16 protein-coding genes are annotated in these 13480 nt (G+C 25.1%); 11 read left to right on the top strand and 5 right to left on the bottom strand.

The genetic code is table 11. The annotated features are described in order from the left end of the window. Window positions 1–35 precede the first annotated feature (35 nt). Window positions 36–515, top strand: coding sequence for a GNAT family N-acetyltransferase (locus AELL_RS09625; protein WP_118917755.1), 480 nt, complete (start codon window positions 36–38; stop codon window positions 513–515). Window positions 516–617: 102 nt separating this feature from the next. Next, entirely contained in the window at window positions 618–1193 is a 576-nt protein-coding gene (locus AELL_RS09620) for a hypothetical protein (RefSeq protein WP_118917754.1), read from the top strand. 16 nt (window positions 1194–1209) lie between these two features. Here the strand turns inward: AELL_RS09620 and AELL_RS09615 are convergent, their stop codons facing one another. After that, window positions 1210–2019 carry a DUF4197 domain-containing protein gene (locus AELL_RS09615; protein ID WP_118917753.1) on the bottom strand — a complete coding sequence of 270 codons (810 nt, stop codon included), beginning with the start codon at window positions 2017–2019 and terminating at the stop codon, window positions 1210–1212. Window positions 2020–2198: 179 nt separating this feature from the next. Between AELL_RS09615 and AELL_RS09610 the strand changes: the two genes are divergently transcribed. From AELL_RS09610 to AELL_RS09595, 4 genes are read left to right on the top strand one after another with little or no spacing between them, the layout of a single operon-like run. After that, window positions 2199–2540, top strand: a complete 342-nt coding sequence (locus tag AELL_RS09610; RefSeq protein ID WP_118917752.1) for a hypothetical protein — start codon at window positions 2199–2201, stop codon at window positions 2538–2540. 6 nt (window positions 2541–2546) lie between these two features. Continuing rightward, entirely contained in the window at window positions 2547–3284 is a 738-nt protein-coding gene (locus AELL_RS09605) for a 5-oxoprolinase subunit PxpA (RefSeq protein WP_226806037.1), read from the top strand. Beyond that, window positions 3284–3958: a 5-oxoprolinase subunit PxpB gene (gene pxpB, locus AELL_RS09600; protein ID WP_118917750.1), complete on the top strand. Its 675-nt coding sequence runs from the start codon at window positions 3284–3286 to the stop codon at window positions 3956–3958. The genes AELL_RS09605 and pxpB overlap by 1 nt, the downstream gene beginning before the upstream one ends. After that, window positions 3955–4866 carry a 5-oxoprolinase subunit C family protein gene (locus tag AELL_RS09595; protein ID WP_118917749.1) on the top strand — a complete coding sequence of 304 codons (912 nt, stop codon included), beginning with the start codon at window positions 3955–3957 and terminating at the stop codon, window positions 4864–4866. Before pxpB ends, AELL_RS09595 begins: the two co-directional genes overlap by 4 nt. Here AELL_RS09595 and AELL_RS09590 read toward each other — a convergent pair. Together AELL_RS09590 and AELL_RS09585 are read right to left on the bottom strand one after the other, a co-directional pair. Continuing rightward, window positions 4859–5644: a diguanylate cyclase domain-containing protein gene (locus AELL_RS09590; RefSeq protein ID WP_118917748.1), complete on the bottom strand. Its 786-nt coding sequence runs from the start codon at window positions 5642–5644 to the stop codon at window positions 4859–4861. The genes AELL_RS09595 and AELL_RS09590 overlap by 8 nt on opposite strands. Further along, complete coding sequence (locus tag AELL_RS09585) at window positions 5628–6863, bottom strand: EAL domain-containing protein (RefSeq protein WP_118917747.1); 1236 nt, start codon at window positions 6861–6863, stop codon at window positions 5628–5630. The genes AELL_RS09590 and AELL_RS09585 overlap by 17 nt, the downstream gene beginning before the upstream one ends. A gap of 169 nt (window positions 6864–7032) precedes the next feature. On the opposite strand from AELL_RS09585, the gene AELL_RS09580 reads away from it, so the two are divergent. The 5 genes from AELL_RS09580 (at window position 7033) to AELL_RS09560 (ending at window position 12384) form a co-directional block, all read left to right on the top strand. Next, complete coding sequence (locus AELL_RS09580; protein WP_118917746.1) at window positions 7033–7665, top strand: hypothetical protein; 633 nt, start codon at window positions 7033–7035, stop codon at window positions 7663–7665. Between the two features lie 3 nt (window positions 7666–7668). Beyond that, entirely contained in the window at window positions 7669–8205 is a 537-nt protein-coding gene (locus tag AELL_RS09575; RefSeq protein WP_118917745.1) for a DedA family protein, read from the top strand. 1 nt (window position 8206) lies between these two features. Beyond that, window positions 8207–9574 carry an ATP-dependent RNA helicase DbpA gene (gene dbpA / locus AELL_RS09570; RefSeq protein ID WP_118917744.1) on the top strand — a complete coding sequence of 456 codons (1368 nt, stop codon included), beginning with the start codon at window positions 8207–8209 and terminating at the stop codon, window positions 9572–9574. An 88-nt stretch (window positions 9575–9662) separates the two neighbouring features. Beyond that, entirely contained in the window at window positions 9663–12065 is a 2403-nt protein-coding gene (locus AELL_RS09565; RefSeq protein WP_118917743.1) for a diguanylate cyclase domain-containing protein, read from the top strand. A gap of 37 nt (window positions 12066–12102) precedes the next feature. Next, window positions 12103–12384 (top strand): peptidylprolyl isomerase, encoded by a 282-nt coding sequence (locus tag AELL_RS09560; RefSeq protein ID WP_118917742.1) that lies wholly within the window; start codon window positions 12103–12105, stop codon window positions 12382–12384. On the opposite strand, the gene AELL_RS09555 is transcribed toward AELL_RS09560, so the two are convergent. Both AELL_RS09555 and pdxH read right to left on the bottom strand, forming a co-directional pair. Continuing rightward, window positions 12370–12753 carry a hypothetical protein gene (locus AELL_RS09555; protein ID WP_118917741.1) on the bottom strand — a complete coding sequence of 128 codons (384 nt, stop codon included), beginning with the start codon at window positions 12751–12753 and terminating at the stop codon, window positions 12370–12372. The two genes, AELL_RS09560 and AELL_RS09555, sit on opposite strands and share 15 nt — an antisense overlap. Before the next feature lie 77 nt (window positions 12754–12830). Next, window positions 12831–13469 carry a pyridoxamine 5'-phosphate oxidase gene (gene pdxH / locus AELL_RS09550; protein ID WP_118917740.1) on the bottom strand — a complete coding sequence of 213 codons (639 nt, stop codon included), beginning with the start codon at window positions 13467–13469 and terminating at the stop codon, window positions 12831–12833. Between the last annotated feature and the right edge of the window lie 11 nt (window positions 13470–13480).

Below are 13480 nucleotides of genomic sequence, written 5' to 3'. Positions count from 1 at the left end.
TAACTTAGCTTAAATAAAAAATCAAAAGGACAAAAATGCCCCTAAAAATTAGAGAAGCAACACCTAAAGACTCCCAAACAATCTTCAATTTTATAATGGAACTAGCCATTTATGAAAAAGCACCAAATGAAGTAAAAACAACAGTGGAAGAGATTGAAAAATCACTTTTTTCGCTAAATGCAACAGCAAAAGCTTTGATTTGTGAAGAAGAGGGCGTAGCTATTGGTTTTGCAGTTTATTTTTACAATTACTCAACATGGTTAGGGAAAAAAGGTATTTATCTTGAAGATTTATATGTTAGAGAATCAAAAAGAAAAAGAGGTGCTGGAAAAGCTCTTTTAAAATACTTAGCCCAAAAAGCACTTCAAGAAGATTGTGGAAGATTTGAGTGGTCATGTTTAGATTGGAATACTCCATCACGTGAATTTTATGAAAGTTTTGGTGCAGTTGCAAAAACAGAATGGATTGGTTACCGATTAGAAGGAGAAAATTTAGAGAAATTTGCAAATAATTAAAATAAATATATATTTTCTTCACAATTTCTTACTACTATCCTTGAATAAAAAAAATTATTATGTTAAAGTACATTTCTTAAGATTAAATAAAAGGTAACCAAAATGGGTATGGTAAAAGATGCTTTAAAATCACTTTTCAAAACAATCACAATATTATCCCGTCCATATTTTAGTCTTGAAGAAAATGAATTAAAATTCAAAGTGGATACTGACACTTTTTTTAAATTCCCAATTACAAATGTAGAAACAAAAACAAGATATGATTCTTATATTTTTGAAGCTTATACATTGTGTGCAGATAGTATTTATGTCGAGTATATACATACTGATGCTGATGTGGCTTGGAATGGGCAAGCTTTAGGATATTTTATCTCTTTATTAAAAGATAAAATTGAAGCTAAAAACATGGAATTATTAGAAAAATTTGAGTTTAATCACTATGAGTTTTTGACATACAAAATCGATGATAGTTATATCTTAAATATCATATACATATATGAAGTGACAAAAGATATTTTTATAGTGGATAAAAAATCTGAACTTTATGAAAATTTATTAAAAAATTTTAAAAAAGATTATGAATATAAATTTGAAAAAAATGAAGATGTAACTTTAGATATCAATGTTAGTTTAGTAAAAAACAATGCTATGAATAGCTACTTTAATATTTCAAACTAAGAGAAAATCTCTTAGTCTATTTCCCAAATACCTGTTTTAAAAGTGAAGATGTTTGCTCAACTGGATTTTGTCTAATTGCTGCTTCTTTTTGTGCAATCATTGTAAATAATCCTTCAATTGCCTTATTTGTTACAAATTCATCAAGACTTTCATCTGAATTTCCAGGAAGATAAGAATCAACTCCAAAATTTTTAGCTAATCCCATAACTTGACTATTTTGAGTTAATCCTTTTGTATTTGATTTATAAAGATTATTTGCAGTGTCATAATAACTTGCTACTTGATTTTCTTTCATTGTTTCTTGAATTATTGGAGTAATTGCCTTTTTTAGTGAAGCACTTGTATTTGATTTAAAATATTCAGTTGCTGCATTGTTACCACCAGTTAAGATTTTTTGAGCATCTGTTACTGTCATTTTATCAATAGCATCTATGAAGATTTCAGCTGTTTTAGGAGCTGCTTTTGAAGCTGCACTATTCATTGAATTTATTAAATCATCAGCCATTTTATCTCCACCAACTGACCTAATTAATGTTTCTGCTTTTGCTAAATTATCTGGAAGAGGAATTTTAACTGCAGAATTATTTAGGTAACCATTTGTTGCACCTAATTGTGTAGTTGCATATTTTACACCAGTTTTTAATGCTTCTTTTAATCCACTAGAAACTGTAGAATCACTTAGATTTGAAGAAGTTTGTGTTGTTGATTTTGTTTGATTAGTTGTTGTAGCTGTATCTAAAACACCTTTTGCAATAGAACCTAAATCTAAAGCAAATACAAAAGTTGTGCTTAAAATAAGCGTTGAAGCAATGATTGATTTTTTCATGAGATATCCTAAAATTTTTGTATTTTATAGATTTCATTATATAATAGAGTTGATGTAATAATTGTGAAAAAGGATTAAAGATAGAACTTATAAATGAAATTTGTGATTTTATTCATTCTTTTAAAAATAAAATAGTAGAAGCAGATGAAATTGCAACAAAATATAATGAGAAAATTTCTTTGTTTGCAAATAGAGTAAAAGAAGAGAAATTTGATATAGAATTTGAAGAGAATTTTCTTACAATTCTTGGTTATTCATATCGATTAGAAGATATAAAACAAAGATTGTTTTTTACTTTTAGTGAAGCTGTTTATGCAATTGATTTAGATAAGTTGATGAAAAATCAAGACTCTTTAAAATTGAATTGTATAGTTTATATTTTAGTTTTAGACACCATAGTAAAAGAGTATTTGACAAAAAACATTGATGAAGATTTAAAACAAAAAGCTCTTGAAGTTTATGGAAAAATTGAAGAGAGAAAAGCAGCTGAAAATAAAAAATATCATATGTATCAATATTAAAGGCAAATTATGAAAATGAGATTAAATTGTGATATGGGTGAGAGTTTTGGTATTTGGAAAATGGGAAATGATGAGGAGATTATGCCATTTATTGATATGGCAAATTTAGCTTGTGGTTTTCATGCAAGTGATTCAGTTACTATGAACAGATCAGTACAATTGGCAAAAAAATATAATGTTACAATAGGTGCACATCCTTCATATCAAGATTTAGTAGGTTTTGGAAGAAGAAGTATGCTTTGTTCTCTTGAAGAGATAAAATCAATAATCTTATATCAATTAGGAGCTTTAAGTGCATTTTGTAGAGCTCAAGGAACGGCAGTTTCTTATGTAAAACCTCATGGCGCACTTTACAACGATATGATGAGAGATGAAAATATTTTCAAAGCAGTTTTAAATGCAATTGCATCTTTTGATAAAAATATAAAATTGATGATTTTATCTGGTCCAAAAAATGAAGCTTATGAACATATATCAAAATTATATTCTATAAATTTGATATATGAAGTATTTGCAGATAGAAACTATAATGATGATGGAAGTTTGGTTTCTAGAATGAATGAAAATGCTGTAATTCATGATGAATTAGAAGTTGTAAATAGAATAAAAAATTTAAAAGATAGAGGTTATTTATATAGTGTAAATGGACAAAAACTATTTTTAAAAACTGATTCAGTATGTGTTCATGGTGATAATGAAAAAGCTCTTGAATTTATAAAACTACTTAAAAAAGCCTTGTATTAATGGATTTTAAAATTGTAAGTGTTGATTCATTTATTATCTATTTTGGAGATTTTATAGATGAAAAAATTGCACTTGAGATAAAAAAAGCTTATTTTTGTATAAAAAAATTAAATTTAGAAGGAATTATAGAAATCATTCCTTCTTATACTTCTATTTTTATAACCTTTGATATTTTTAAATATGATTTTGAAACTTTAAAAGATTTAATCAAACAAAATATAAATTTGCAAATTGATGAAAATTTTGAAGAAAAGATTGTAGAAATAGATGTTTATTATGGAACAGAAGTTGGATTTGATTTAGAATATCTGAGTTCAAAAACAACTTTGAGTATAGAAGAGATTATCAAAATCCACACAAATAAACTTTATGATGTTTATGCAATAGGTTTTTTACCAGGTTTTGCATATTTAGCGAAAGTTGATGAAAAAATTGCATTTCCAAGACTTTCAACTCCTAGAAAAATTGTTCCAAAAGGAAGTGTTGCAATAGCAGATTTTCAAACAGCCATTTATCCACAACAAAGCCCAGGTGGTTGGAATATCATAGGAAAAACAACTTTTGAACTTTTTGATAAAAAGTTAGAAAATTTATCTCCACTAAATGTGGGAGATAAAGTAAAATTTAATCCTATTTCAAAAGAAGAGTTTTTAGTCCAAGGGGGAGTTTTATGAGTTTAGAAGTCATAAATAATCCTCTTTTTGTAACAATTCAAGATAGGGGAAGATTTGGATATTCACATATTGGAGTTACAAATTCTGGTGTGATGGATGAATATGCCTATTTTTGGGCAAATAAACTTTTGAAAAACTCTTTTGACACAAATATTTTAGAGATAGCTTTTTCAAATGTGATTTTCAAAGCAAATGAAAATACTCAAATCTCAATCACAGGTGCTGATTGTGAATTTTTTATAAATGATGAAAAAAAAGAGCTTTGGCAAAGTTACAATATCAAAAAAAATGACATCATAAAAATAGGAAAAATCCTAAGTGGAAATAGGATTTATTTGGCAGTTTTTGGTGGTTTTGATATAAAAAAAGAGTTTGGAAGTAATAGTGTAACTATAAAAGAAAATCTTGGTGGACTTGATGGAAATAAGCTAAAAAAAGGTGATATTTTGCCTTTTAATAGTTGTACTTTTAACTATACAATGAAATTAAAAGAAGAGTTTATTCCAAAATATGAAGATAATTTGACTTTAAGAGTTATATTTTCTTATCAAGAAAACTACTTTTTAGATGAAGAAAAAAAGAGATTTTTAACTTTAACTTATTTAGTAACAAATGATTTTAATAGAATGGCTGTAAAACTTAGTGGTGAAGCTATAAAGTGTGAAATAAATGGAATTATCTCAGAAGCAATTGCTTTTGGAAGTATTCAAATACCAAAAGATGGACAACCAATAGTTTTATTAAAAGATAGACAAACAATTGGTGGTTATCCAAAAATTGGAGTTGTTTTAGGTATTGATTGTTTTAAATTATCTCAAGCAAAAGCAAATACAAAAATTAGATTTCAAGAGATTTCTTATGAAGAGGCAGTTAAAAAAACAAAAGAGTTTTACTCTTTCGTTAGTTAAGTAATTTATCAAAAACAGATTTTGATTTGTCTTTTACTTTAAAAGGTTCAGTTTTGAATTTATAACTAGCTTTTATATATAATCCTGCATGGCTTTTAAGTGTTGTATTTAAAAGCATTTGTTCAAGATTTAATAAAAAGTTGATTATTTGGCTTTTCTCTTTTTCTAAAACAAAAATAAAAAATTTGTTATTAAAATATCTTGCAATATGGAAATTATAATGTTCATCTCTTAATTTTTGAGAAATAAAATTTATTATAAAAATTAAAAGATTTTTAGCAAGTAATTCTCCATACTCTTTTTGAATATAATCAAAATCTTCAATATCAACTAAAGTACAAATACCTTCTTCTTTAAAATTGGTATTTTCATCTAAAAATTTATGATAAATCCATTTCTTATTGTAAGTTTTTGTTAATTCATCAATAAATAATTCATCATTTAGAAGTTGTATTTCATTTTCAAGGCTAATCATTTTTTTGTGAATATCAGTTAAAGCAATACTGTCATTATTTAGTATTGCTTCTGAAGCATTTTTTGTTTCTTGCTGTAATTCATTAACACTTGAAACTATAAGACTCATATATTTTTCAATATTTTTATAATCTTCAACTAATATTTGTTCAACTTCTTTTTGGAATTGTTCATCTTCTAAATCTATTTCCATTTTTTTTGCATGATAATTAAATTTTTCAAAATATAAAGAGGGTAAAATAATCTCTTTATTTAATAACTCGTTTATAGTTAAATTTGTTATCTGCTCAAGTTCTTTTTTCATTTATAACTCCTAAAAGTTCTTCTATGTACGTAGGTTTTCCTATATGATAACCTTGTGAGAAATCTATTCCAATATTTTTTACATAACGTAAAGTTTTTAAATCACTAACAAACTCTGCAACAATTTTTATATTTTGTTGTTTTGAAAATAAAACAATACTTTTTATCAAGTTCAAATATATCGCTTCATCTATTTTTTTTATCAAAGAACCATCAATTTTTATATAATCAATATCTAAATTTAAGATATTTTCATAGTTTGAAAAACCTGTACCAAAATCGTCAATAGCTATCTTTGCACCATAAGTTCTAACTTCTTTTATAAAATCATTTACTAACTCAAAATTTGATACTTTTTCACTCTCTAAAACTTCAAAAGTTATATGAGAACCAACATTATTTACTTTTATTTTTGAGATAATGGTTTTTTTAATTTGTGGATTTAAAATATCTGTATAATCTAAATTTATACTAATATGTATTTTATATTTTTGAATGTAGATTATAATTTTATCAAAAAGTATTTCCATTAATTTTTGATAAAGTCTTGATTTTTTTGCCTTATGAATAAAAACATTTGGCATCAACATATTTCCATCTTTATCAAAAATTCTCATTAAAGCTTCATATTTTACAATTTGATTTGATTGATTATCCATAATTGCTTGAAAGTAGGGCTCAACTAAATTATTATTAATATTATGATTTAAAATTTCTAATAAATCTTTATTTATAAATTCATTTTTATATAAAAAAGAATCAAAATACATATAATGTAAATAGTTTAATTTTGCTTCATGTAAAGCTTTCTCAGCATATGATTTTATCTGCTTTTCTGAACTTTTTGAACAACCAATTGTTACATCAATATTGATTAATAAATTTTTATCTAAAAGTTTAAAATTTTTTGAGACAATATTTTCATAAATTAGATTTTTTATAGAAATAATTTCATCTACAGATAAATCATCAAATAACATAATTTCAAAAACATCTGCGTGGGTATTTTTGATTTTTATGTAAATATCTCTATTAAGAGTTTTTTTTATTAGATTTTTTGTTTTGTTGTTTAAAATTGAATTAAGTTGTTTTATTATGAAATCACCATTATCAAAGTTGTAAATGGCGTTTAAATCTTTCATATATAGAATATCAACTAAAAATAGAGTTTTAATTTTAGAAGTTCTAAAAAAAGAATTTATAATATTTCTAATTATCAATTAACGCCCCATTTTCGGTGAATAAACTGCTTCATTATATATCAACTAACTTTAAGAAATATAAAAAAAATATTTAATTTCTATACAATTTTTGTAATAATTCTGTAACTCTATATTTAATTAACTTTACGATAGAATCCAATAAATTTTATTATTGGAAAATGAAAAAATGAGAAAAATAAATATAAAAGATTTAGAACTAACTATTGATATAACTCAAATTTTAAATTTATTAGCTTCAAAATCTAAAATTATAATAGATGTTGATGGAAATATATACAAAAATAGTGATGAGACGAAAAAGAAAGCTGTAGTATTTAAAAATGAAAATCTTTCAGATATATCTACTCTTTTAGATGCAAAAGCAATTGCATCAAAACTTTTTGCTGATTATAAAGCAACAATTTTGGGTACATCTTGCAAAATAAAACCTGTTGTAAATTGGCAAAATATTATAGATATGAACAAAGAAAATATGCTTTATTTTGACCATCAAAGTGATGGAGTTGAAATTTTTGAAGATAAAACTTTAGAAAATTATGGTTGGCATGCAAGTGATTTAGAGATAAATTATAGAGAGTTAAGTGAGTTTATTGAAGAGAATTGTTCTGGAACTTTACTTTGTTATGACAATGAGATTCAATTTAGTGGTTTTGTTATAGTTGATGATATAGAAGAAGTTAGAACAAAAGTAAAAGAGTTTATTATAGAAAAAGCAAAAAAGAATATCGAAGATGAAATAATAGATATTGAAGATGATGATGTGATTGAAGCTTTAGATTTTTTTGGAATTAGGATTTAGTTAATGGAACAATTTATTCAAGATTGGGGTTATATAGCTCTATTTTTATACTCTTTTGGTGGAGGTTATGTAGGACTTATTTTTGCAGGAGTTTTATCTTATAGTGGAGATTTGAATATTTATATCTCTATTTTAGTTGCTGGTGTTTCAAATTTTTTAGGTGACCAGTTTTTGTTTTTTTTAGCTAGAAAAAATAAAAATTATGCAAAAGATATGATGAAAAAATATGGAAGAAAAATTGCACTTGCTCATATTATGATGAGAAAATATGGTTCTTTTGTTGTGTTTATTCAAAAATATATTTATGGAATAAAAACTTTAATTCCACTTGCTATGGGACTTACAAAATATTCAAGTATAAAGTTCTCTATTTTAAATGCATTTGCAACAGTTTTATGGGCTTGTATAGTTGGATATTTAAGTTTTACAGCTGGAGAATATATCCTTAGTTTAGGTGATGATTTTAAATATGTTGGATTAGCTATTGTTTTAGTTATGTTTTTATTATTATCTTATGTTTTTAAAAAAATAGAGAAGTAATATGAATAATTTTTCAAAATTAAATTTATCTAAAGAGTTTTTAAAAAATTTAGACTCTTTAGAATTTATAAAAATGACTCCAATTCAAGAAAAAAGTTTACCTTTGAGTTTGGAAAACAAAGATTTAATTGCCCAAGCGAAAACAGGTTCTGGTAAAACAGTGGCTTTTTCTATTCCAATAGTAAATAAACTAAATGTAAAAGATTTTAAAATCCAATCTTTGATTTTAGCACCAACAAGAGAGTTAGCAAATCAAATAGCTGAAAATTTAAGAAAATTATCTCGTCATATTCATAATGTAAAAGTATTGACTTTATGTGGAGGAGTTCCTTTTAAACCTCAAGTTGTATCTTTATTTCATGGAGCTCATATAATTGTTGGAACACCTGGACGTGTTTTAAAACATATAAAAGAAGAGAATATTGTTTTATCTGGAATTAATACTTTAGTTTTAGATGAAGCTGATAAAATGCTTGATATGGGATTTTATGATGATATTATGGAAATAATTGAAACTTTGCCAAAAGAGCGACAAACTCTTCTTTTTTCTGCAACTTATGAAAAAAATATTGAAGATTTAGCAACAAATATTTTAAAAAATCCTTCTTTAGTAAAAATAGAAAATGAAGAAAAAACTATAATTAATCAGACTTTTTATGAAGTTTTAGAAGAAGATAAAGCTTCAATTATTCCAGCACTTATCTCTTCTAATAAAGCAAAATCAATTTTGATTTTTTGTAATATGAAAATAACTTGCGATAAATTAGCAGATGATTTATACGATATGGGATTAGATGTTTTAACTTTACATTCGGATTTAGAGCAAAAACAACGTGATGAAACAATAGTTTTATTTTCAAACAAATCTTACCCAATTTTGATAGCAACAGATGTTGCTTCAAGAGGACTTCATATTGATGATGTGGATTTGGTTATAAACTATGATTTATCATTAGATGAAAAAATTCATACTCACAGAATTGGAAGAACAGCACGTGCTGGAAAAGGTGGACTTGCTATCTCTTTATATACAACAAATGAGTTAGATAGGGTTGAATTAATTAAAGATAATTTTGCTAATATCAAAGATGACGATATTTCAAATATAGAAGATGATTTATCTTATAAAATAGATTCAAATTTTAGAACAATTTTTATAAATGGTGGGAAAAAACATAAACTTAGAGCAGGTGATATTTTAGGTGCTTTAACTGCTGGAATTGGTTTACAAAAAGATGATATTGGAAAAATTGATATTTTAGATTTTTGTTCTTATGTTGCAATAAATAAAGAAAAAATTGATTTCGTTTTAAAAGAATTATCAAAATCAAAAATTAAAGGAAAATATTATCGTATTTATGAAAAATAGATACTTTTTGTCCTTTTTTCCCAAATAAAATAGTGTATAATTAATGTAAATAAATATATAATAATCTTAAATTAGAGAAGGAAGTTTGTTGTTTAAAAACACATTATTTTTAAAGATAATATTAATTTTTACCCTTCCTGCATTAGGAATCTTATATTTTAGTTCAATTTTAGTTTATGAAAAAGTTGAGTTAGTTAAAGAAGTTGATGATACATACAAAAATTTAACGTATTTAAAATCTGTAGAATCAGTTGTATCAAATCTTCAAAAAGAGAGAGATTTAGCTATAAAATATTATTTATTAAAAGTTGAAACTCCAGCTTTTGATGAACAACAATTAAAAACAAACGAAACTTTTGAAGCATTTAAAAAAGTTTTAGTTTCTTTAGATTTATACACAAATTTTAATCAATATAAATTAGATATAAATAAATTAGAACTATTTAGAAATAAAATTGAGAATTTATCAATTTCCCTTGATGAAATCTTTTTTACTTACAATGAATTTGACCAAATTTTATTAAATTCATTAAAATTGATGAAACCCGTAAAATTAGCAATTGATTTTAATACTGATTTATCAAATATTTCTCATTTTTTAAATTTTAAAGAAGCAAGTAGTATAGAAAACACACTTGTAAAAATTTATTTAGTTGAAAAATCACTTGATAATAAGTTATATGATATTTTCTTAAAGAACTATTCAATTCAAGATATAAATAAAAATTATTTTTTTAATAATAGTAGTTTAGATTTAATACAAAAATTTAGTGGTAAATCTAACGAAGATTATACAACCAAGATTTTTCTTTTAAGAAAAGATATTAAAGATAGAGTTTTAAATAAATCTAATTTAAAATTTGAAGAGTGGGAAACTATTTCAAATAGTAATATAGAGTATTTGAGTGAAATTTATAATAATCTAATTTCTTCAATGGAAGAGTCAGCAGTAAAATATGAAGAGGAAATACTTGTAGATAGAAATAAAAGTTTAATATTTTTATTTGTTTGTTTTTCAACTTTAATCTCTTTACTTTTTGTTTTAAGAAATATTATTTTTAATGAACAAAAAAGTTTTTACAAGGTTCAAAAACATAAAGAGATTTATGAATTATTGAACCAAGCAAATAAATTTTTATTAAAAACTTTCAACAAAGAGAGATTATATGAAAATATTTGTGAACTTTTATCTGAAAATGAAAATTTAGAATTTTGTTTTATATATGATGTTAATGATAAAAAAATTATTGCAAAAGATGGAGTTTTAAAAGATAAAATTATTACTCAAATTGATAAATATGATGATAAAACTCAAGATAATATAGTTTCAAAAACTATAAAATGGGAAACAAATATCATTATTAATAATTTTAAAGAAAAAAATATTTCTGTTTTTTATAATGATGCGGAAAAATTACATATAAATTCAATGGCAACTTTCCCAATTAAAAAATTTAATGAAATAGTTGGAACATTGATTTTATACTCAAATGAGTTAAATTTCTTTGACCAAGAAGTAGAAATTTTATTTGATAAATTAGTAAATGATGTGACACATTGTTTAGAAAAAATTAAGTATGAAGAGATAAGATTAAAACAAGAAGATGAATTAAGATTATCATCATACGCATTTGAGTCAAGTGAACCTATGATTATTACAAATAATGTGGGGGAAATCGTAAAAGTAAATCAAGCCTTTTGTACTACAATGGGTTATGCAAGAGAAGAAATTTTAGGTAAAAATCCAAGAATTTTTAAATCAGGACATCAAGATAGTAAATTTGGTGATGAGTTATGGAATAGTTTAAAAGTTCAAGGCTTCTGGAGTGGAGAAGTTTATAATAGAAAAGCAAATGATGAAATCATTCCTTTAAGAAGTACAATTACAGCTATAAAAGATAAAGAGGGGAAAATAACTCATTTCCTAGGACAATATATAGATATTGGTGAGCAAAAAGATAAAGAAAAAGTTCTTGAGTACCAAGCAACTCATGATAATCTAACAGGATTACCAAATAGATTATTATTACTTGATAGAATAGAACACGCAATAACAAAAGTTGTAAGACATAAAATTGTTGGTGGTTTGATTTTTATTGACTTAGATAATTTCAAAGAAGTAAATGATACTTTAGGGCATGATATAGGTGATGCTTTACTTATTATGGTTGCTAAAAAAATTAGAGAAGTAATTAGAGATGAAGATACAATAGCAAGAATTGGTGGAGATGAATTTATTGTATTAATAGATAATATTGGAAGTAATAAAGATATCGCAAAAACAAATATCAATACTTTAGCAGAAAAAATTAGAAATGTTTTAAATGGAATTACTCATATTGAAGGTCATATAAATGTTTCAACTCCAAGTATTGGAATTACACTATTTAGTGATTCAAGTGTTAGTGTTAAAGATATTATCAAACAAGCTGATACAGCTATGTACGTGGCAAAAAAACAAGGGAAAAATGCCATAGAATTTTTTGATTAAAATATCAAAAATTTAATTTATATTAAAAGGAGAAATTATGAAAAGTGCAACAGCTAGACATTTGTTAGTTGATAGTGAAGAATTATGTTTAGAATTAAAAGAAAGAATCGCAAAAGGTGAGAAATTTGAAGATTTAGCAAAAGAGTATTCTTCTTGTCCATCAGGAGCAAGAGGTGGAGATTTAGGTAACTTTTTCCAAGGACAAATGGTTCCTGAATTTGATAAAGTTGTATTTAATGAAGCTATAAATGTAGTTCATGGTCCAGTTAAAACTGACTTTGGTTACCATTTATTAGAGACAACTTCAAGAAGAGATTAAAAACTCTTCTTCCTCTTTTTTTGAGACTTCTTCGTCCCATAAAATAGAAACGCCATACTCTTTATCTGTTATTACATATTTAAAATATTCACCTGTTCCACGTCTTCCATGAAGTCTTACAATTATTTGTTCTTCTTCTAATAATTTTTTCATTTCATATTTAGAAAAACTTCTTTTATTCCATTTTAAAAAAACATTTGAATAGACTCTAAAAGTACATGTTGAATCAGAAGAAAATACAAATTGAGAACTCTCATCATGCTCTTTTTTTGCATTTTCACAAGTGTAAAGATTTACTTTTTTTCCAAGAGCTATGGTTTTTATAGCTATTACATTTCCCGAACAGTATGGACATTTTCCAAGTACCAATTTTAAACTCCTAATTTTTCTAAAAGAATTTTACAAAAATTTTCAAAAGAGTTTTAAAAATATGACAATTTGAAAGATTAGGGTGCAAGTCTTGAAATAGTCCAAGTGCCATTTTCTTCTAATTCATATAAAAATCTATCATGAAGTCTATCTTGTCCACCTTGCCAAAACTCTATTTTTGTGGGTTTTATAATATATCCACCCCAAAAATCAGGAAAAGGAACTTCACCTTTTACAAACTTTCTTTTGATTTCATCAAATTTTTGTTCAAGCAAACTTCTTGAGCTAATAACTTGACTTTGGTGAGAAACCCAAGCTCCAATTTGACTCCCTTTTGGGCGTGAAAGAAAATATTTTAAAGATTCAGTTGTTGAGATTTTTTCAATATTTCCTTCAATTTTTACTTGACGTTCTAAGTCAAGCCAAGGAAAAAGTGCAGCTGCTTTTGGATTTACTTCTATTTGTTTTGCTTTTTTACTTTTATAATTTGTAAAAAATACAAAACCTTTTTCATCAAATATTTTAAGTAAAACTGTTCTAATACTTGGCATCATATCAGTTCCAACAGTTGCTAGGGAAAAAGCGTTTGGTTCAGTAAGTTTTGCTTGCATTGCTTGATTGAACCAAAGCTCAAATTGTAAAAAAGGATTTGGGTTTAAATCTTTTATATCTAAACCTCTTGTTGTATATTTTGCTCTAAGAGTAGTTAAATCCAAGATTTATCCTT

Origin of the sequence: Arcobacter ellisii, assembly GCF_003544915.1 — a bacterium.
Lineage (GTDB): Bacteria > Campylobacterota > Campylobacteria > Campylobacterales > Arcobacteraceae > Aliarcobacter > Aliarcobacter ellisii.
Note: the sequence above shows the minus strand (reverse complement) of the source record. Positions and strands in the feature narration are given on the sequence as shown.